Source organism: Halanaerobium sp. MA284_MarDTE_T2 (genome assembly GCF_003337245.1).
GTDB lineage: Bacteria > Bacillota > Halanaerobiia > Halanaerobiales > Halanaerobiaceae > QPJE01.
Window position 1 is genome coordinate 1 of the sequence record NZ_QPJE01000024.1, and the last position, 21,800, is coordinate 21,800.

The 21,800-nt window shown below is 33.2% G+C and carries 21 protein-coding genes; all 21 read left to right on the plus strand.

Going from position 1 to position 21,800, the window contains the following annotated elements:
* Positions 1-251: 251 nt before the first annotated feature.
* The 21 genes from DFR78_RS09475 (at position 252) to aspS (ending at position 21,785) form a co-directional block, all read left to right on the plus strand.
* The gene (locus tag DFR78_RS09475; RefSeq protein WP_114458603.1) at positions 252-605 is read left to right on the plus strand and encodes a helix-turn-helix domain-containing protein; all 354 of its coding nucleotides are present in this window, start codon (positions 252-254) and stop codon (positions 603-605) included.
* Between the two features lie 42 nt (positions 606-647).
* On the plus strand, positions 648-1,412 hold the full coding sequence (locus DFR78_RS09480; protein WP_114458604.1) for a YebC/PmpR family DNA-binding transcriptional regulator: 765 nt from the start codon (positions 648-650) through the stop codon (positions 1,410-1,412).
* Between the two features lie 134 nt (positions 1,413-1,546).
* A complete protein-coding gene (ruvC, locus tag DFR78_RS09485) occupies positions 1,547-2,044 on the plus strand; it encodes a crossover junction endodeoxyribonuclease RuvC (protein WP_114458605.1) in 498 nt (165 codons plus the stop codon).
* The gene (ruvA, locus tag DFR78_RS09490) at positions 2,041-2,637 is read left to right on the plus strand and encodes a Holliday junction branch migration protein RuvA (protein ID WP_114458606.1); all 597 of its coding nucleotides are present in this window, start codon (positions 2,041-2,043) and stop codon (positions 2,635-2,637) included. The genes ruvC and ruvA overlap by 4 nt, the downstream gene beginning before the upstream one ends.
* A gap of 2 nt (positions 2,638-2,639) precedes the next feature.
* On the plus strand, positions 2,640-3,677 hold the full coding sequence (gene ruvB, locus DFR78_RS09495; protein ID WP_114458607.1) for a Holliday junction branch migration DNA helicase RuvB: 1,038 nt from the start codon (positions 2,640-2,642) through the stop codon (positions 3,675-3,677).
* A 16-nt stretch (positions 3,678-3,693) separates the two neighbouring features.
* Entirely contained in the window at positions 3,694-4,731 is a 1,038-nt protein-coding gene (gene queA / locus DFR78_RS09500) for a tRNA preQ1(34) S-adenosylmethionine ribosyltransferase-isomerase QueA (RefSeq protein WP_114458608.1), read from the plus strand.
* Positions 4,732-5,847 carry a tRNA guanosine(34) transglycosylase Tgt gene (tgt, locus tag DFR78_RS09505; RefSeq protein ID WP_233487037.1) on the plus strand — a complete coding sequence of 372 codons (1,116 nt, stop codon included), beginning with the start codon at positions 4,732-4,734 and terminating at the stop codon, positions 5,845-5,847.
* A 115-nt stretch (positions 5,848-5,962) separates the two neighbouring features.
* Complete coding sequence (gene yajC / locus DFR78_RS09510) at positions 5,963-6,247, plus strand: preprotein translocase subunit YajC (RefSeq protein WP_114458609.1); 285 nt, start codon at positions 5,963-5,965, stop codon at positions 6,245-6,247.
* A 30-nt stretch (positions 6,248-6,277) separates the two neighbouring features.
* Complete coding sequence (lepB, locus tag DFR78_RS09515) at positions 6,278-6,817, plus strand: signal peptidase I (RefSeq protein WP_114458610.1); 540 nt, start codon at positions 6,278-6,280, stop codon at positions 6,815-6,817.
* A 44-nt stretch (positions 6,818-6,861) separates the two neighbouring features.
* Positions 6,862-8,070: a protein translocase subunit SecD gene (gene secD / locus DFR78_RS09520; protein WP_114458611.1), complete on the plus strand. Its 1,209-nt coding sequence runs from the start codon at positions 6,862-6,864 to the stop codon at positions 8,068-8,070.
* 5 nt (positions 8,071-8,075) lie between these two features.
* The gene (gene secF / locus DFR78_RS09525; protein WP_114458612.1) at positions 8,076-8,939 is read left to right on the plus strand and encodes a protein translocase subunit SecF; all 864 of its coding nucleotides are present in this window, start codon (positions 8,076-8,078) and stop codon (positions 8,937-8,939) included.
* A 76-nt stretch (positions 8,940-9,015) separates the two neighbouring features.
* A complete protein-coding gene (locus DFR78_RS09530) occupies positions 9,016-10,680 on the plus strand; it encodes an AarF/ABC1/UbiB kinase family protein (protein WP_114458613.1) in 1,665 nt (554 codons plus the stop codon).
* 12 nt (positions 10,681-10,692) lie between these two features.
* Positions 10,693-11,028, plus strand: coding sequence for a lipopolysaccharide assembly LapA domain-containing protein (locus tag DFR78_RS09535; RefSeq protein ID WP_114458614.1), 336 nt, complete (start codon positions 10,693-10,695; stop codon positions 11,026-11,028).
* A gap of 13 nt (positions 11,029-11,041) precedes the next feature.
* On the plus strand, positions 11,042-13,468 hold the full coding sequence (gene recJ / locus DFR78_RS09540; RefSeq protein WP_114458615.1) for a single-stranded-DNA-specific exonuclease RecJ: 2,427 nt from the start codon (positions 11,042-11,044) through the stop codon (positions 13,466-13,468).
* Positions 13,458-13,970, plus strand: coding sequence for an adenine phosphoribosyltransferase (locus DFR78_RS09545; protein WP_114458616.1), 513 nt, complete (start codon positions 13,458-13,460; stop codon positions 13,968-13,970). The genes recJ and DFR78_RS09545 overlap by 11 nt, the downstream gene beginning before the upstream one ends.
* Before the next feature lie 30 nt (positions 13,971-14,000).
* Entirely contained in the window at positions 14,001-16,151 is a 2,151-nt protein-coding gene (locus DFR78_RS09550; protein WP_114458617.1) for a bifunctional (p)ppGpp synthetase/guanosine-3',5'-bis(diphosphate) 3'-pyrophosphohydrolase, read from the plus strand.
* Between the two features lie 16 nt (positions 16,152-16,167).
* Complete coding sequence (dtd, locus tag DFR78_RS09555) at positions 16,168-16,620, plus strand: D-aminoacyl-tRNA deacylase (RefSeq protein ID WP_114458630.1); 453 nt, start codon at positions 16,168-16,170, stop codon at positions 16,618-16,620.
* A gap of 15 nt (positions 16,621-16,635) precedes the next feature.
* Positions 16,636-17,280, plus strand: coding sequence for an MBL fold metallo-hydrolase (locus tag DFR78_RS09560; protein WP_114458618.1), 645 nt, complete (start codon positions 16,636-16,638; stop codon positions 17,278-17,280).
* A 68-nt stretch (positions 17,281-17,348) separates the two neighbouring features.
* Positions 17,349-18,692: a SurA N-terminal domain-containing protein gene (locus DFR78_RS09565; protein ID WP_114458619.1), complete on the plus strand. Its 1,344-nt coding sequence runs from the start codon at positions 17,349-17,351 to the stop codon at positions 18,690-18,692.
* A gap of 43 nt (positions 18,693-18,735) precedes the next feature.
* Positions 18,736-20,013 carry a histidine--tRNA ligase gene (hisS, locus tag DFR78_RS09570; protein WP_114458620.1) on the plus strand — a complete coding sequence of 426 codons (1,278 nt, stop codon included), beginning with the start codon at positions 18,736-18,738 and terminating at the stop codon, positions 20,011-20,013.
* Positions 20,010-21,785 carry an aspartate--tRNA ligase gene (gene aspS / locus DFR78_RS09575; protein WP_114458621.1) on the plus strand — a complete coding sequence of 592 codons (1,776 nt, stop codon included), beginning with the start codon at positions 20,010-20,012 and terminating at the stop codon, positions 21,783-21,785. Before hisS ends, aspS begins: the two co-directional genes overlap by 4 nt.
* The last annotated feature ends 15 nt before the right edge of the window (positions 21,786-21,800 follow it).

A 21,800-nucleotide genomic window follows, 5' to 3' on the forward strand; every position in this document is an offset into this window, starting at 1 on the left:
GAGACGGGGCAACGACTGACGGAAAGCTGTATACGGGAGAACCGTACGTGCAGTTTGACGAGGGGTCCCAGCTGAAAGGCTGGTCCTACTCTATTGTTAAATTTAAATACTTATATATATTTAAAAAAAATTAAAAATTGATTTTTCAATACTTAAATAATATAATAATATTTATAGTATTTATATAAATACATATAGTCTCTTTAAAACTGCATTTTTTCACCTTATGATAACATTTAGAGGTGAAAATTATGTCAGAGAAAAAACTAGGAGAGCGAATAAAGAAGATGCGTTATAATCTTAACCTGACTCAGGAGAAACTCGGCGAAAAAGCTGACCTTCATTACACATATATTGGTCAGGTTGAGAGAGGGGAAAAAATACCTTCATTTAAAGCTCTTCAGAAGATAGCAGATGCACTTAATATTGGAATAGAATTTCTGGTTAGAGAAAATGAAAATTTGACTGTAACTGAAAGCATTAAAATTAAAGATATTAATGAGCTTCTTGTTAATAGAAATGAAAGAGAACTTGAATTGATATATGATTTTCTGCAGGATTTAATAGATATTCTTGATTATGCGAAAATTGAAAAAAACGACTAAATATGTTAGAATTAATTGTACAATTAACTAAGGAGGTATATTATGGCTGGACACTCTAAATGGGCCAATATTAAACATAAAAAGAAAAAAGAAGATAAAAGAAGGGGAAAACTTTTTTCCAAATTAAGCAAAAAAATTGCAGTAGCAGCTAGAGAAGGTGGCGGAGATCCAGAAATGAATTCTGATCTTCGTATGGCCATTCAGAAGGCTAAAGATAATAATATGCCCAACGAAAATATCGAACGTGCTATCAAGAGGGGTACTGGAAACCTAGAAGGAATGAACTACGAATCTTTTGTCTACGAAGGTTATGGACCTGGTGGAGTAGCTCTGTATCTTGATATAATGACAGATAATAGGAACAGAACTGCTTCGGAAGTGCGACATATTCTAGATAAAAATGGTGGTAATTTAGGATCAAACGGTTGTGTAGCCTGGATGTTTCAGCGAAAAGGTGAGCTTGTTATTGATTTAAAAAGCTACGATGTTGAAGAAGATGATTTATTATTAGAAGCCCTTGAAGCAGGAGCTGAAGATTTAGAATATGGAGAAGAAAGGGCAATAATATATACTGCTCCTTCCAATTATGAATCTGCAAGAAAAGCTCTGGAAGAAGCAGGATATGAGTTTGAATCTGCTGACCTGGTTATGATACCTGATAATGAAGTTGAGCTTGACAAAGCTGAAGCAAAGAAGATGCTGAGGTTGATGGATCAGTTAGAGGATCATGATGATATTCAGGAAGTATATTCAAACTTTGATATCCCAGATGATATAATGGCAGAAATTGAAGCCGAAGAAGATTAAGTGAAAACTTTTCAGAAGGCACTGATATCAGTGTCTTTATTTTTTTGAAGATATAAACTCCATTGTACCCTCTTAATATTTGTGCTATAATAAATTCAAACATTAGTTTGTATCCGAGAATGGCAGGTGATTTTTTGTTAATTTTAGGTGTTGATCCTGGACTTGCTACAATAGGATTTTCTATTGTAGCAAAAGAGGGAAATAGATTTGATGTATTAGAATATGGTGTTATTAAAACTTCATCTGATAAAACGGATGTTGAAAGATTAAAGATTATATATAGAAATTTGACAGAGTTAATTGATGAATATAAACCAGATCAAATGGCAGTTGAAGAACTTTTTTTTAATAAAAATGTTAAAACTGCAATAATTGTTGGGCAGGCAAGGGGAGTAATACTTCTTGCTGGAGCAGAATCCAATATACCTGTTGCAGAATATACCCCTCTGCAGATTAAACAGGCTGTTGTTGGTTATGGTAGAGCTGATAAAAATCAGGTTCAGCAAATGGTAAAAAATCTTTTAAATCTTTCGGAAATACCTCGTCCGGATGATGCTGCTGATGCACTCGCAATTGCAGTCTGCCACGGTCATGTTTATAGTGCAAAATCAAGGTGGAGTGAAAGCTTATGATTGGGTATTTAAGAGGAGAAATTATTCATCTTGAAATGGAAACAGTTATTTTGAAAATAAATGGGATAGGATTTGAAATAGAACTGGCAGGATTTACAAAACTGCCTTCTCTGGGAGAAAAAATTGAAATTTTTATATATACATATGTAAGAGAAGATGCTCTTAAATTATTTGGTTTTCCTAAAAAAAGTGATAAAGAACTTTTTGAAATTTTAATTAATGTAAATGGAATTGGTCCTAGAGCAGCATTGAATATAATAAATTCTATGCCGACAGATAGATTTATATCTGCTATTCTTCAGGAAAATCAGGCTATTTTAAAAGAAATTTCTGGAATTGGCCCTAAAACAGCTCAAAGATTAATTTTGGAGCTGCAGAGTAAATTAGAAGAATTTGCAGCCGGTTTAAATACTGTTCAGAAATACTCGGAACATTCTGCTGAAGATCGAGATGATATTATAGATGCACTTTTATCTTTAGGTTATAATGAAAAGGAAATAGCAAAAGCACTTCAGGAGATGAATTTTAATAAGGACACATCAGTTTCAGAGAAAATAAGACGGGTTTTGAGTTATTTGGGTAAGGAGAGATAACTATGGATAATAGTGAAAGAAGAATAGTTTCTCCCAAAAAGAAAAGTGATGATCACGGTCTTGATAGAGGATTGAGGCCGGAAACTCTTACAGAATATGTAGGTCAAAAGAAATGTAAAGAAAAATTAAAAATATTTATAAAAGCAGCCAGAGAAAGAGAAGAAGCACTGGATCATGTTATGCTTTATGGGCCGCCTGGGCTGGGGAAAACAACTCTTGCCAATATTATTGCAAATGAGCTTAATGTTAATATACACAGAACATCCGGGCCAGCCATTGAACGACCAGGTGATCTTGCTTCGATTTTAACAAATTTACAGCCACATGATGTGCTATTTATTGACGAAATTCACAGGCTTAATAAAATGGTGGAAGAAATACTTTATCCAGCAATGGAAGATTATTGTCTTGATATTATTATTGGGAAAGGACCCAGTGCAAGATCGGTCAGGCTGGATCTGGCTCCATTTACACTGGTTGGTGCAACTACAAAAGCCGGTTTACTCAGCTCCCCACTTAGGGATAGGTTTGGAGTTATTAATAGACTGGAATTTTATTCACATCAGGAATTGAGGGAGATTATATTAAGATCAGCAGATATTCTCCAGCTGGAAATTGTTGAAGCTGGTGCTTTAGAAATAGCTAAAAGATCAAGAGGTACACCAAGAATTGGGAACAGACTTCTTAAAAGAGTAAGAGATTATGCACAGGTAAAAGCAGATGGAGTGATTGATGTTGATGCTGTTAATGGGGCACTAAAACTTCTCGAAATTGATCAGCTTGGTCTTGATCGAATTGACCATAAGCTGTTAAAAACAATAATTGTTAAATTCAGCGGTGGTCCGGTTGGACTGAATACACTGGCTGCTTCAATAAGTGAAGAAACAGAAACAATTGAAGATGTTTATGAACCATATTTACTGCAGCTTGGTTTTATAGATAGGACTCCCCGTGGTAGAGTAGCAACTTTAAAGGCATATGAGCATCTGGGTATCAAAAAAGGTGAACAAAAAATTACATTTGATCTATTTAGAAAATAGTTTTGGAGGTTGAGATATGAAGGTTGATGAATTTGATTATGAACTACCGGAAGAACTAATAGCACAAAAACCTCTTCCGGAAAGAGATATGTCCAAACTTATGGTATTAGATGCAGAAAAAAAAGAAATTAAAGAAGATGTTTTTAGAAATATTACTGAATATTTGAACCCAGGCGATTTAGTGATAATGAATGACAGTCGGGTAATTCCGGCTCGGCTTTATGGAGAAAAAATACCAACAGGTACTGAAATTGAGATACTTCTTTTAAATGAACTTTCTGAAGGAAGATGGAAGGTTCTGGTAAAACCAGGCAGAAGAGCTAAAAAGGGAGTAAAAATAGATTTTGGAGGTATTTTAAAAGCTGAAGTTATGGAATACACTGAATTTGGAGGAAGAATTTTAGAATTTTCCTGGGATAAAGGTGATTTTGAAGAAATAATAAGAGAATTGGGAGAAATACCTCTACCTCCATATATAAAAAATAAACTTTCAGATCCAGAAAGATATCAGACAGTTTACAGCCAAAAAAAAGGATCAGCTGCAGCACCTACTGCCGGACTTCATTTTACAGATGAATTATTGGATAAAATTAGGTATAAAGGAGTTTATCTGGATTTTATAACACTACATGTAGGCCTGGGTACTTTCAGACCGGTCAGAAAAGAAAATATTGAAGATCACAAAATGCATTCCGAATATGCAGAAATTTCTGCTGAGACTGTTGATTTAATAAGAAAAGTTAAAAAATCAGGGAATAAAGTTGTTTCAGTAGGGACAACTGTGACTAGGACTCTGGAATCTGCTGCTGAAGGTGGTAAGCTGAAGGCTTTTAAAGGCTGGACAGATATTTTTATTTATCCTGGCTATAAATTTAAAGTTGTAGATGCTTTGATAACTAATTTTCATCTTCCAAAATCTACTCTGTTGATGCTTGTATCCGCATTTGCAGGAAGAGAATTTATTTTAAAAGCTTACCAAAGAGCAGTGCAAAATAAATACAGGTTTTTTAGCCTGGGAGATGCGATGTTTATAAAAAATCAGGGAGGGAAGTAATTGTTGTTTAATTTTAAATTACTAAAAAAATCAGCCAATAGTGCTGCCAGGCGAGGTAGAATAACGACCAGTCATGGAGATATAGAAACTCCTATTTTTATGCCTGTTGGTACTCAGGCTACAGTAAAAGCCATGTCTCCACGTGAATTAAAAGAAATTGAATCACAAATTATACTTGCAAACACCTATCATCTTTATTTGCGTCCGGGAGATGAACTTATTAAAAAAGCAGGAGGACTGCATAAATTTATGAACTGGGATCGACCAATACTGACTGATAGTGGTGGATTTCAGGTATTTAGTCTGTCAGATCTCAGGGAAATAAAAGAGGAAGGAGTTTATTTCAGATCTCATTTAGATGGATCAAAACATTTTATTTCACCAGAAAAGTCAATGCAGATTCAGAAAAATCTTGGTTCAGATATAGTTATGGCCTTTGATGAGTGTCCACCTTATCCAGCAGAAAAAAAATATGTTGATCAGTCACTGGATAGAACAGTAAGATGGGCTGAAAGGTGTAAGAAAGAGATGCAGAACAGCAGTCAGATACTTTTTGGTATTATACAGGGTGGAGTTTACAAAGATTTAAGACAAAAAAGTGTTGAAAAAATGCTTGAACTTGACTTTCCCGGCTATTCTTTAGGGGGATTAAGTGTTGGAGAACCAAAAGATATTATGTATGATGTACTGTCATACACAACCCTATTAATGCCTGATAATAAACCACGGTATTTAATGGGAGTAGGAACACCGGAAGATTTTATTGAAGGAGTTTATTATGGAATAGATATGTTTGACTGTGTTATGCCGACTCGAATTGCAAGACATGGGCAGATTTTCACTTCTGAAGGGAGATTAACGGTACGTAATGCAGCGTACAAAAAAGATTTTTCTCCACCTGACAGTGAATGCAGCTGTTATGTCTGCCAAAATTACAGCCGTGCATATATAAGACATCTTTTAAAAAGAAATGAAATACTCGGAGTGAGGTTAACTACATATCATAATCTGTATTTTATGTTGAACCTCGCCAAAAAAATAAGAGAAGCTGTTGACAGAGATAATTTTATTCAGTTTAGAGATGATTTTTATAAACAATATAATATTAATAAATAAATATATATTGTAAAAATTAAATTAAAAATTTAGCAGGAATATTATTTTAATTGTTGAATTAGTAATGAGAGAAAAAATTAATAATGTGAGAAAAAAATTAATTAGGAGGATAAAAATGGACTATGTATATGCAATATTACCATGGGTGCTAATCTTTGGAATATTTTGGTTTTTCTTAATCAGACCACAGAGAAAACAGAAAAAAGAACATCAGCAGATGCTGGATAATTTAAAATCTGGTGACAGTGTGGTTACAATTGGAGGAATTAAGGGTAAAGTAATAAAGATAAAAGATAATAATATAAAAATCAGAGTTTCTTCAAATGTTGATATTGATCTTGTTAAAAATGCCATTGCTCGAGTTGTTGATAATACTGAAGTTACTACCGAAGAAGAATAAAAAAAGAAAATTTATACTGGGGGAAAAGTTGTGAGTAATGCAATCAAAGAATTTTTGCAGTCTCTTGTTATTGCAGGAATATTGGCTTTTTTAATAATTACATTTGTTGCCCAGTCATTTGTAGTTGATGGAAGTTCTATGGCCAATACACTTCATGATGGAGAAAGATTATTTGTTAATAAATTTATTTATAGATTTCATCCACCCGAAAGAGGAGATATAATAGTTTTTACTCCTCAGGGGGCTCCGGATAAAAAATATATTAAAAGGGTAATTGGACTTCCAGGTGATACCGTCTATATTAGAGACGGTGTTACTTATGTTAATGGTGAAGCCATTGAAGAAACATATTTGCCCGAAAAAATGATAGGAGATTTTGGGCCCTATCAAATTCCATCTGAAAGTGTGTTTGTTCTGGGTGATAATCGTAATCACAGTGCTGACAGCAGATTTCCAGGTATTGTTGGGTTTGTTGATTATGATTCCATATCAGGAAAGGCTTTCTGGGTTTACTGGCCTCTTAATTCTATGAGATTAATTGATCATTATGATTATCAGTTATCTTCTTAAATCGGCCATTATTAATAATTTACTGTTAGGAGGAAACTTTTTTAATGAGATATAAGCAGAAAAGAACAATAAAGCTAATTATAATAGTTGCCATAATAGCATTTGCATATTTTCTTTATTCCTTTTATGGAATTAATTTGGGGCTTGATTTAAGAGGTGGGGCACATATTGTTTTACAGGCCAAACCAACTGAAGAGAGGCCCATTGATAATACTGTAATGGCAGGTATACAGAGTGTAATAGAAAGAAGGATAAATCAGCTTGGTCTGACAGAGCCGGTTATTCAGCGTGAAGGATCGGACAGAATAATAGTTGAACTGCCAGCTATTGATAATCCAAATGAGGCAATTAATACTATTGGTAGAACTGCGATGCTTACATTCAGAAATACTGCCGGTGATATATTAATGACTGGAGAAGTGGTTAAAGATGCCAGAGCAGATTATGATCAGTATGGACGTCCAGTTGTATCATTTACTTTAACTTCAGAGGGAGCAGCAAAATTTGCTGAAATTACAAGTGAATATATGGGAAGAAAAATTGGAATTTATCTTGATGATGAACAGCTTACAAATCCTGTTGTACAATCTGTTATTCGGGAAAAAGGACAGATAACAGGATATGAAAGCGTGGAAGCAGCCGAAAAAGATGCTATTTTAATTCGTGAAGGTGCACTACCTGTTCCTGTTGAAATTATAGAAACAAGGACAGTTGGTCCTACACTGGGTAAAATTTCAATACAAAAAAGTATTACTGCTGGACTTATTGGATTGATGTTGGTGGGAATATATATGATTTTTTATTACAGATTTCCGGGAATTTTAGCAGCAGTTATTCTGGTAATTTATGGACTTTTACTTATGGGTACTATGGCAGGACTTCAAGCAACGCTTACTTTGCCGGGAATTGCCGGACTTATATTATCCATTGGTATGGCTGTAGATGCAAATATAATTATATTTGAAAGAATTAAGGATGAACTTAAAAGTGGAAAAACACTTAGAGCTTCAATCGATGCAGGATTTAAACGAGCTTATACAACTATAATTGATGCGAATATAACTACAATAATGACTGCCCTGATTCTGGCCTACTTTACTAGTGGAACAGTAAGAGGTTTTGCTGTAACATTAGGTATAGGTGTTTTAGTAAGCATGTTTACTGCTTTCTTTATTTCAAGAAATATTATTGATTTTTTTACAGGTAGTAAATTAATGCAGGAAAACAAGGCTTTTGGAGTCAGAAGGGGGTAATATTATTGGATATTCTAGGTAAGAGAAAAATCTGGTATAGTATTTCAACTGTAGTTATTGCTGTTGGGTTAATCTTTCTTTTGATCAATGGATTAAATTTAGGAATTGATTTTCAGGGTGGTACACTGCTTGAATTCAAATTTGATCATGCTGTTACTACTGATCAGATTCGAACAATACTGGAAGAAATAGATATAGCTGCTGGAAGTAAAATTCAGCAGACAACTGAAAGAGATATACATGGAGTCCTGATAAGAGCTCAAGAATTAAGTTCTGAAGAAATTATAAAAGTTGAAGAAGCGCTTCACAGTGAAATTCCGTCAACAGAAATGTTGAGAACAGAAATGGTGGGGCCTTTAATCGGAAAAGAACTCAGAATAAATGCGCTTTTGGCAATGCTTGTTGCTTCAATTGGAATTGTCGCTTATATAAGTTACCGATTTGAATTTAGATTTGCTGCAGTTTCTATCATAACATTAATGCATGATATTTTAATAACTCTGGGTATTTTTGCTATTATCGGTAAAGAGGTAAATACACCTTTTGTTGCGGCACTTTTGACAATTATTGGTTATTCTATTAATGATACAATAGTCATTTTCGATAGAATACGAGAAAACATGAAATTAATGCACAGAACACCATTTATAGAACTTGCTAATAAAGCTGTTGTAGATACCCTACCAAGATCTATTAATACTTCTTTAACAACACTGATTACAATACTTGCTATTTATTTTTTTGGAGGGACATCTATTAGAACATTTATGCTTGCTTTATTTGTTGGAATGTTTGCTGGAACATATTCTTCTATTTTTGTAGCAAGTCCTCTGCTTGTTACCTGGCAGAAAAAGGTGCAGAAAAGATAAAAATAGTACTTTACCCCCTTTATGATATTTCCTGCATGAGGGGGTTTCTAACTTTTAAAAAGGCTGTGATCTTTTTATGAATTTTAATATTCCAAGACACTACAGACATTTTCAGAGATATAGTGAAATTGCACAGATACTATTGAAAAATGGACTGGGGTTTATAATATCACAATTAGATTTAGAAAAATATCTGCCCTTTCGCAAAAGAATTTCTAAAGAAGAAAGACCAAGTGGGAAAATGCTTGCAGTTAGAACTAGGGAAGTGCTGCAGGAGCTTGGCCCTGCCTATATAAAATTGGGACAGCTTTTAAGTACCCGTGCTGATATACTGCCTCCAATTTTTATCAAAGAATTGCAGAAACTGCAGGACAGAGTTCCAGCAGAACCTTTTGAACTGATAGAAGAATTTTTAAAAAAAGAGCTTGGTGATAAATATGATAGTAATATTACAGAAATAGATGAAGAACCTACAGCAGCAGCTTCAATTGCACAAACACACCGGCTAATATTAAAAGATGGCAGCAGGGCAATTATGAAAGTTAAAAGACCTAATATTGAAAAGAACATACATATTGATATAGAAATAATGGAAAATTTGGCTGAAATAGCTCAGGAACGAGATCTTTTTACCGGATTTATAAGACCGGTTGAAATTATTTCGGAATTCAAAAGGGCAATACGGGATGAATTAAATTTCAAAAGTGAAATGGCCAATATATTTAGGTTTACCAGTGATTTTAAAGATAATCCAAATATAAAAGCTCCAGAGGTTTATTCGGAATTATCAACTGCAAATGTTTTGGTTATGGAAGAAATTATTGGAGAAAAACTTGGTAATATTGATTCGGATCATCCCAACAATAAATTTTTGGCTGTTTTAGGAGCAAAAGCCCTTATGCGGCAGGTACTTATTAATGGTTTTTTTCATGCCGATCCTCATCCCGGTAATATTTTTGTAGTGGATGATAAGGTGCTGGCATATGTAGATTTTGGAATGGTAGGGCGGATTACTGAAGAAGATAAGGATATGCTCGCCCTGCTATTTTATGCTCTGATAAATAAAAAAATCAATGTTTTAACAGACATAATATTGATTTTAGGTGAGGCACCTGATGATTTAAACAGGCGGCGCTTTAAATTGGACATGACAAAATTGCTGGACAGATATTATGGAAGTGATTTAACTGATATAGAATTTCAAGTTGTTTTTGAAGATGTACAGCATTTTATATTTGAACATAAAATTAGAATGCCTCAGGAATTTTTTCTTCTATTTCGGGCAATTGGTGTCAGCGAGGGTGTTGGTTTAAACCTTGATCCTGATTTTAATGTGGTGGATGTAGGAAGAGAGTTTATTGAAGAAATATTGAAAGATCGTTTTAATCCTAAAAATATCAAAAAACGAATTAACTCAGGTTTGTGGAAGTTTGGAAAGAAAAATTATGAAACAAAAACACAGTTAAAAGAGCTGCTGGAAAAACTTGTGCAGGATGATTTCACTATTAATTTTAAGCACAGCAATTTAGAAAATTTCATCTATAAGCTGGATGTAGTGACAAATCGCTTATCGGTAAGTTTAATAATTTCAGCATTAATTATAGGATCAACTATGCTTATACAGACTAATATGGATCCTAAAATTTTTAATATTCCACTGTTTGGATTTATAGGTTATATAATGGCCGGGGTGCTTGGCTTTTGGCTTGTTATTTCTATTTTTAAATCCGGAAAATATTAAGGAGGTGGAGGCGTGCAGAGAAATTTAATAATTGCATTAGTTTTTGCGCTTTTAATAGCTATTTTTGCCATGCAGAATGCTGTGTCGGTTACTTTATCTTTTTTTAACTATTCTTTTCAGACGTCACTTGTAGTAGTAGTGCTTGGTTCTATGGCTGTTGGTGCATTAATTATGGGACTTTTTAGTTCTTTAAAACAAATTAAATTAAAACGAGAAATTAGACAGCTTCAGAAAAAATATAGTGAATTAAAAGCACAGTTTTCTTATCTTGAAGATCAGAAAACCAGTAATATAGTAGAGAAAAACAGCTTATCCAAAAATAATGAAGATGATGATAATATAAATTGATTGGTGATTATGTATGAATAAATTCTGGGAATTGACTGACTGGACCACAAATAATTCAGATAATATTCTTAATGATATCCTGGAAATTAGAGGATTGAAAACAGCAGAAGAAAAACAGATATTTCTGGAATCAGATCTGGATTATTTATCTGATCCATTTGACTTTAAAGATATGGAAAAAACAATAATTAGAATAAAAAAGGCTGTTGAAAATGAAGAAAATATAATGATATATGGTGATTATGATGTTGACGGAATAACGTCAACAGCTCTTTTTTATCTTTATCTAAAAAAAAGATTTGGTGTAAAAGTAAAATATTATCTACCTGATCGACAGAAAGAAGGATATGGTTTAAATAAAGAAGCTTTTAAAAAAATATACAAACAGAATATAGACCTGCTTATTACAGTTGATTGTGGAATTAATGCTGTAAAAGAAATTGAATTGGCAAATAGTTTTGGAATTGATGTTATAATAACAGATCATCACACTCCAGAAAAAGAAAATACATTAGCCTATACGGTAATAAACCCCCATCTTCTGGAGCAGAATAATCACTTTGCTAGAAATCTTTCTGGAGTGGGTGTAGCCTACAAAATATGTCAGGCTCTGGAAATTAATGAAGGCTGCAGTATGAAAGAAATACTTACTGGATTGATTCCTTTGGCAGCTCTGGGGACAGTTGCTGATATAGCTAAATTAACTAATGAAAATAGGATTTTAGTAAAACATGGATTAAAAAATATAAAGTTAAATTACATACCCGGTTTGAACCGGCTTATAGAAAAATTGAAGTTAAATATTAATGAAATTTCAGCTGGTCAGATTGGTTATATTATAGCCCCCCCACTTAATGCAGCCGGCAGAATTGATAGTGCTGAAAAGGCTCTTGAACTTCTTATTACTGAAGATCAAAAGAAAGCCGATAAAATTGCTGAATATTTAATAAATATAAACAAAAAGAGGCAGAAAAAAGAAAAAAAAATATATCAGCAGGCTCTGCAAAAGATTGAAAAATCTTCCGATATCTGTGAAGAGAGAGCTATTATACTGGCAGACAGGAGGTGGCATTCTGGAATTGTTGGAATTGTAGCATCAAAATTGGTAGAAGAGTATAATCTGCCGGTTATTTTAATAGCCGTGGACAAAGATGGGGTAGGTAAAGGATCTGGCAGAAGCATACCTGCTTTAAATCTTTTTAATACCTTAAACAGCTGTAGAGATGATCTGATAAATTTTGGTGGCCATTATGGTGCTGCCGGTCTTACAATTAATATGGACAGCTTCCAAAATTTTAAAAATGATTTTATCTCTGCAACAAAAGAAGAACTAAACAAGCAGGATTTTGTTCCTAAAATAAAAGCTGATATGATGCTGGACATAAATGATATAACTAAAAAATTTGTTAAAAAGCTTGATAAATTACGACCTTTTGGTGTAGCAAATCCATCACCAAAATTTTTAATTAAAAATATAAAAGTTAGTAACTGTTTTAAAATTGGTAAAGAAAAAAAACATTTAAAATTTAATATTAACAGTAAAATTTCAGCTATTGCTTTTAATATGGGTTATTTGGCAGAACAAATACAAAACAATAGAATAGATACTTTATGTCAGCTAGAAATAAACAGGTGGCAGGGCAGAGAAAATATTCAGCTTAAAATAATTGATGTTAAAATTTCAAATTACAGCAGTCTTACTGCAGCAGTATTTAATTCAAAAAGAATGAAAATCTTTGATTATAGAAAAAATAATAATAAATTATTACTGCTGGAAAACTTTATTGATTTTTATCAGGATGAAAATATTTCTGTATATATTAATAATCAGAAATTGAAACATAAACTTATCGAAAAATATAAGGATATTTATTTTTTTTCAGATGCTGATAATAGAAAAATAAGTCGGAAAAACTTTATTAATAAATTAATATTTTTTTCTTTACCATTTTCTCTGGAACATTTTTCTGAAATATTGCACTCTTTCACTTCTAAAGATGAAAAATTAGAAGTTGTTTTTATGTTTTCAAAAAAGGATATAGCTTTAAACAAAAGGCTAATTAGTATAAATTGTCCTGATAGAAACAATATATCTGAATTTTACATTTTTTTAAAAAAAGAGCAGTATAAAAATGAGGATTTAAATTCCATAAAAAATAGTTATATAAATAAAAACAATATCAGTAAAAAGTCAGCAGATATTTTTGAAAATAATATTAAAATTTTGAAGCAAATTGGGTTAATTAAAATTAATAACAGTACTGTTTTTTTTACTGATCCTGGCAAAAACAAATTGGACTTATCAAATTCAATACGTTATAATAAATTATCAAGGCAAATGGAAAAATTTGATGATTTTGTTTCTGCCGCCTATAAAGATAATCTTTTTGATTTAATTGATTTAATAAAGAATTTTGAGGAGGAAAATGATGAATCTTAAAGAAAAAATCAGAAACATACCAGACTTTCCAGAAAAAGGTATTTTGTTTAAAGATATTACACCTCTGTTGAAAGATAAAAATGCATTTAAAGAAGCTATTGTAAAAATGGCTGATATGTTTAATAATAAAGAATTTGATTATGTAGTTGGAATTGAAGCCAGAGGTTTTATTGTAGGTACACCCCTGGCTTTAGAAATGGATAAAGGATTTATACCAATAAGAAGACCAGGTAAACTTCCTTATGATACTTTGAGTATTTCCTATGAGCTTGAATATGGGAAAAATAAACTGGAAATACATAAAGATGCAATTGATAAGGGTGATAAGATTTTATTAATAGATGACCTGCTTGCCACTGGTGGAACAACCAAAGCTGCGGTTGAGTTGATTGAGAAGTTGGGAGGACAAGTTATCGGCTGTGGATTTCTTTTAGAATTAGGAAACTTAGAGGGACGCAAAATGTTAGAAGGTTATGATATTAGATCACTGCTGATTGATTAAATCATTTATGCTGAAAAAGGGGCAATTTGAATGGAACTGGATGATCTTTTAAAGAGAATAAAAAATTATATGGATAATCCTGATATTGATTTTATAAAAAAAGCTTATAATTATGCAGCTGCAGCTCATGAGGGGCAGTATAGGGTTTCCGGAGAACCTTTTGTGGATCATCCTCTTGGAGTAGCAATAATTTTGGCTGATCTTGAACTTGATGTTGTTTCTATTGTCTCTTCAATGCTTCATGATGTTGTTGAAGATACTGAAATAAGTAGTGATGATATTGCTGATGAATTTGGAGATGAAGTTGCACATCTTGTTGATGGGGTTACCAAACTTACAAGAATGGAATTTAAAACAAAGGAAGATCAGCAGGCAGAAAGTTTGAGAAAAATGTTTGTAGCTATGGCTGAAGATATTCGAGTTGTTTTGATAAAGTTGGCCGACAGACTGCATAATATGAGAACATTGAATTATTTAAAAAAAGAGAAAAGGATAGAAAAATCGCAGGAGACATTAGAAATATATGCACCTTTGGCACACAGACTAGGTATGTCCAGAATAAAATGGGAACTTGAAGATCTTGCTTTTAGATATATTCAGCCAGATATGTATTATGAATTATCTCAGAAAGTGCAGGCAAATCGAAAACAGAGAGAAAATGATATACAGCAGGCAATAGACACTTTAAAAGACACATTAAAAAAACAGAATATAGAGGCAGAAATTTACGGCAGACCTAAACACCTATACAGCATATATAATAAAATGCAGCGTAAAGAAGTTGAGTTTGATGAAATATATGATTTAACTGCTGTAAGGGTACTTGTTGAAAACGTTAGAGAATGTTATGAAGTTTTAGGGGTTATTCATGAGATATGGAAACCAATACCAGGTAGGTTTAAAGATTATATTGCTATGCCTAAATCAAACATGTATCAGTCACTGCATACAACAGTAATTGGTCCTAATGGTGATCCTCTTGAAGTCCAAATAAGAACCTATGAAATGCATAAAACTGCCGAATATGGTATTGCAGCACATTGGCGTTACAAAGAAGGTAAGGTTGGCGATGAAAAATTTGAAGAAAAATTATCCTGGCTGAGGAGGCTTTTAGAATGGCAGAAAGATCTTCAGGAACCACAGGAATTTATGGAAACACTAAAGATTGATTTATTTGAGGATGAAGTGTTTGTATTTACTCCTAAGGGAGATGTAGTATCACTACCTAAAGGTGGTTCACCGGTAGATTTTGCCTACCATATTCACACAGAGGTTGGCCATAAATGTGTAGGAGCTAAAGTTAATGGTAAAATAGTTCCACTCGAGTATAAACTAAACAATGGGGATATTGTAGAAGTTTTGACCTCTAAAAAAAGTAATGGTCCGAGTAGAGACTGGCTTAATTTTGTACAGACTTCAAAAGCCAGAAGCAAGATAAAGCAGTGGTTTAAAAAACAGCGAAGAGATGAAGTTATACAAAAAGGAAGAGATTCTTTTGAAAAAGAACTAAAAAAGCATAATATTAGTTTAAAGGAAAAGAAAAAAGAAAAAGAATTAAAACGTATTGCCAAAGATATGGGACGTAAAGAAGTAGATGATCTATTTGAAGAAATTGGTTATAGTAATTTAAGTCCCAAACAAATTATAACAAAATTAGATGAGTATGAACCAGAAAAGGATATTGACAAGAAGATTACACCTAAGGTTAAAAGCAAATCATCTGTTGATAAAGGTGTTTCTGTTCGCGGCATGGAAAATATGTTGGTAAGAATGGCTAAATGCTGTAATCCTGTACCTGGTGATGATATTACTGGTTATATTACCAGAGGAAGGGGTGTATCTGTTCACCGCACAGACTGCCGCAATTTGCAGAGGTTAAAGAAAAGTGAACCTGAACGAATTATTGAGGTCAACTGGGATAGAGGGCGAACAGAATCCTATCAGGTTGACTTGAGAATTGATGCTGTAAATAAAAATGCTCTGTTAAATGATATAACAACACTTATAAAAAAAGAAAAGTTAAATCTTCTGTCAGTAATGGCAAGAACAAGTAAAAGTGACAATCGTGCAGTAGTTAATTTATCTTTAGAATTAAGCAGTATAGAGCATATGCACGATATAATGAAAAAAATAGAATCAATTTCTGGTGTTCTTAATGTTAATAGATCTAAACCAAGGTAATGGGAGTGATAAAAAATTGCGTGCAGTAGTACAGAGAGTTAAATCTGCTTCTGTTGAAGCAGATAAAGAAATCACCGGGGAAATTGGCCCCGGTTTATTAATATTTTTAGGTGTGGGGAATGATGATGATCAGTCTGATGCTGATTATTTGGTTAATAAAATTGTGAATTTAAGAATTTTCAATGATAAAGATGGACAGTTGAATCTATCTGCAGTAGATTTACAAAAAGATATACTGATTGTTTCTCAATTTACTTTATTTGGGGACTGCAGAAAGGGTAGGAGGCCCAGTTTTTTTGATGCTGCTCCACCTGATGCTGCTGAAATTCTCTATAACTATTTTGTTTATGAGATTAAAAATAGTACAGATCTTAAAGTTGAAACTGGTGTATTTCAGGCAATGATGGATGTGGTTTTAATTAATGATGGACCTGTTACACTTCTTATTGATAGTAAAAAAACATTCTAAATAGGTGAATTAAAAATGAAGATAAAAACAATGGCTTTAGGAACAATGTTTACAAAATCTTATATTATATCTGATTCTCATGATAATGCATATATTATTGATCCTGGTGATGATGGTAAAAAAGTACTTGCTTTTTTAAATAAAAAAAGTTTGCATCTTAAATTTATTATTAATACACACGGTCATTTTGACCATATAGGTGCAAATGAGTTTTTAAAACAAAAAACTGCGGCAGAAATAATAATTCATAAAAAAGATAATGAACTTCTTACAGATCCTGCCAAAAATATGTCGGGCTATTTTTACAGTTCCAGGAAGATAACAAGCCCACCAGCTGATAAATTTATTGCAGATGGGGACATACTAACATTTGATAAATTTAAATTTAAAGTTCTGCATACACCCGGCCATACAGCAGGAAGTATGTCTTTTTACTGTTCTGAAGAAAAGATTTTGTTTAGTGGAGATACTATATTTAGTAATGGAATTGGTCGTACGGATCTTCCGGGAGCTAATCAACAAGCATTAAAAAATTCAATTGAAAATAAGTTGCTTACCTTACCAGATGATACAGTTGTTTATCCCGGTCATGGAAATTCTTTAAAACTTAAAAGTTTTAAAACAAATATTTGGCCTTCAATATACAGCAGTTTGACATAGAATTAGTAATAAGTTAAAATTAAAAAGAATTAAATTATCTAATTGATTTAGAGAGGGGAGTGTAGAGCTTGTTTGATACTTTACGCAAAAATAGTAGAATAATAGTTTATTTTGTTGTAGTTGCTTTTGTAATAACCGGTGGATTTATGGGATATGGCGCATATTTAAGCAACAATAATACTGGTTCTAGTTCAACAGGTTCTCCTGGTGTTATAGCTGAGGTTAATGGTTCAGAAATAACACAGCAGGAATTTATGAGAATGCTCCAGAGGCAGGCACCTAAGCAAAATTTGAGCAATGCCCAAATTATTTCGTTTAAATATAATGTTTTAAATTCTTTAATCGAAAGAGAATTAATTATGCAGCAGGCAGAAGAATTGAATATATCTCCAGTAGTTGATGATAAAGAGGTAGAAGAAGTATATAATCAAATTGTTTCTCAAAATATAGAATCAGAAGAAGAATTAACAAAAGAAGAACTAAATAAAAAATTCGAAAAGAAACTGGAGAAGCAGAATTATTCTCCAGCTCAGCTAAAAGATGATATTAGGCTTAATTTACAGACCACTAAAAAGATTCAGCAGACAATAGATAAAAGTTACAGCAGTGTGTCTGTTTCCAAAGAAGAAATTGAAGAAAGGTATAATGAAAAATATCCCAAAAAGGATACAGAAGATAATGAAGGACAAAATGAAGATTTAGATACTGCTGATCAGCAGTCAAAAGAGGAATCAAATCAGCCAGCAGGACAGGAAAATGAGAGACCAAAATATGAAGATGTTAAAGACGAACTAGAAAAAGAAATTTTAAGAGAAAAACAAAATGCTGCATTTAGCAGCTGGTTGAAAAATTTAAAAGCAGAATCGGAAATTATTATTCATGATCCAGTTTTAAATGCCTATCAGGAACTAAATAACGGTAATTATGCTGCAGCTGTAGAAAAATTCAGTTCTCTGATAGAAGAAAATCCGAGCCCTGTATTTTATCAGTATTTAGCTGCATCATATAGTGGAGCCGGAAATAAAGATAAAGCAGAAAAAACTTACAATACTGCACTGGAAGAATATCCGGATAACTTTGATCTGCACATGAATCTGGCTAACTTTTATAGACAGCAGGGCAAAAATGATGCTGCAGTTGCACAGCTTAAAAAAGCTTCTGAACTAGCAGGCAGTGATTTTATGGCTCACTATCAGCTGTTTATGCAGTTTAATAGTTTAGGTGCAGAAAAAGAAGCAAAGCAGGAAATGCAGATAATACAGGACTTAAATCAGCAGATGGAGCAGGAAAATAAAGCAGCAGAAAATCAGAGCAGTGGGAATGATGAACAGCTGCCAAATGAAAATTTGCCGGAAGATAAGACTACAAATGATTCTACAGAAAGCACAGAGGTTGAATCTGATAATAACTAATTGAGTTATTAAATTAAAATATTGATAATAGAGGTGATTTTTAATGCAGTTTAATGCACCGCGAGGGACAAAAGATATTTTGCCCCCTGCTTCTTTAAAATGGCAGTATATCGAAAAGGTTGCAAGAGAAGTGTTTGCTAATTACAATTATGATGAAATTAGAACACCTATATTTGAATATACTGAACTATTTCAGAGGGGTATTGGTGAAGTTACAGATATAGTTGAAAAGGAAATGTATACATTTGAAGATAAGGGCGGGCGCAGCTTAACTCTTCGTCCTGAAGGAACCGCTTCGGTAATTCGATCTTTTTTAGAGAATAAAATTTATGGACAGGCACAGCCGACAAAATATTATTATATTGGGCCAATGTTCAGATATGAACGACCGCAGTCAGGCAGATTCAGACAATTTCACCAGCTGGGTGTAGAAGCAATTGGTTCAAATGACCCTGCTTTGGATGCGGAAATTATATCTTTAGGAATGAGATTTTTATCAAACTTTGGTCTGGAGGATTTGTCCCTGCATCTTAACAGTGTTGGTTGTAAATACTGCCGTCCTAAATATATAGAGATTTTAAAGGATTATCTAATAAATAATAGAGAACTTCTCTGTAATGACTGTAAAGCACGAATAGACAGAAATCCACTGCGGGTACTTGACTGTAAAAATGAAAGATGTCAGTCTGTTATAGATGATGCTCCAAAAATTGTCGATCATTTGTGCAGGGAATGTTATGGACATTTTTCCAGTGTACAGGCATATCTTGATATTTTAAAAATAAATTATTATATTAATCCTAAACTTGTGCGCGGACTTGATTATTATACAAATACTGCTTTTGAAATAAAAGACAGCCACCTTGGTGCTCAGGATACAGTTTTTGGCGGTGGAAGATATAATGGACTTGCCGAAGAGATTGGCGGTAAAAAAATACCTGGAATTGGATTTGCCCTGGGGATTGAAAGACTGCTTCTTTCTATTAAGGCACAAAATATAGAAATTCCAATAGAAAAAGGTATTGATCTTTACATAACTGTTATTGGGGAAAATGCAAAAAAAGAAGCTTTTAGACTTAATGACCTTCTGCGAAATACAGGTTTTAAAACTGAGATGGATTATCTGGATAGAAGTGTGCGCAGTCAGATGAAATCAGCAGACCGAATGAATGCAGATTACACAATTATTTTAGGTGAGGATGAGCTTGAAAATGATTCTGCAACAATTAGAAATATGAAAACCGGTAATGAAAAATTAATTAAGTTAAGCAGCCTAATCAACGAAATGAAGCAGCTAGTATATGGGGAGGAAGTAGTATGAGCGACACAATAAAAGGTTTTAAAAGAACACACAGCTGTGGAAATATTAGCAGCAGAAATATTGGTGATAAAGTAATAGTTATGGGCTGGGTTCAAAAAAGAAGAGATCATGGTGGTGTTATTTTTGCTGATATTAGAGATCGCTCCGGTATCGTACAGGCGGTTTTTAATCCTGGTCTTAATGATGAGTCCTTTATTAGAGCGGATAAGTTGAGGTCAGAATATGTTGTGGCCCTAAAAGGTGAAGTAAAAAAAAGACCAGAAGGAAATGTAAATCCTGATATTCCAACAGGTGAAATCGAAATAAAATGTGAGGAATTACGAATTTTGGATAAAGCTCAAACTCCTCCAATTCAGATTGAAGACTATCTGGAAGTTGGAGAAGATTTGAGATTGAAATATCGTTATCTTGATCTCCGCAGACCAAAAATGAAAAACATTATGAAGATGAGGCATAGAATAATGAAAACAACCAGAGATTTTCTAGATGATAACGGTTTTTGGGAAATTGAAACTCCCATTTTAACCAAAAGCACTCCTGAAGGAGCAAGAGATTATCTTGTTCCAAGTAGGATAAATAAAGGCCACTTTTTTGCACTACCTCAGTCTCCTCAAATATTTAAACAGCTGCTGATGGTTTCAGGAATTGAAAAATATTTTCAGATTGCAAGATGTTTTCGAGATGAGGATTTAAGGGCAAACAGACAGCCAGAGTTTACACAGATAGACCTGGAAATGTCTTTTGTAACAAAAGAAGATGTTTTTGAAATTACTGAAGGATTAATGCGCAGAGTATTTTCAGAAGCAGATATAGATATTCCTAAAGAAATTAGAGTATTATCCTATCAGGAAGCTATGGATAGATTTGGTTCTGATAAACCAGATTTAAGATTTTCTATGGAGCTGAAAGATATATCTGATATAGTATCTGAAAGTGATTTTAAAATTTTTAGTGGAACAGTACAAAAAGGTGGACAGGTTAAAGGAATTAACTTTAAAGGAGGTTCAAACTCAGCGAGAAGTGTAATTGATGGATTTGAAGAATATGTAAAACTTTTTAATGCAAAAGGACTTGCATGGATTGCACTGCGCGAAGAAGAGATAAAATCTCCTATCACTAAGTTTCTCTCTCAAACGGAAATTGATTCTGTTATAGAAAAAATGGATGCTGAAACAGGCGATCTTTTGCTTTTTGTAGCTGATGAAAAAGATGTAGTGGCTTCAGCACTTGGAAACTTAAGATTGAAAATTGCTCGTGATTATGATCTTATTCCAGAAGAAGTTTATGAATTTGTCTGGATAGTTGATTTTCCTCTTTTTGAATATGATGAGGATAGAAAACGTTATGTAGCAAAACATCATCCTTTTACTGCTCCTATTGAAGAGGATATTGATAAACTTGATGAAAAGCCTTCTTCTGTGCGTGCTGATGCTTATGATTTAGTATTAAATGGAGAAGAACTTGGTGGTGGAAGTATAAGAATCAATAATCGTTCACTGCAGGAAAAAGTATTTTCTATTTTATCTATGGATCAAGAGGAACAGGAGGAAAAATTCGGTTTTCTGCTGAGAGCTTTTGAATATGGAACACCGCCACATGGCGGTATTGCTTTTGGGCTGGACCGACTGATGATGATTACTTCCAGGACAGATTCTATTAGAGATGTAATTGCTTTTCCAAAAACACAGCGAGCTACATCTCCTTTAACAGATGCTCCTTCAAAAGTAGCTAAAGAGCAATTAGAAGAACTTGGTATTTCTATAAAACTTTAAATTCTAATCTCTTCT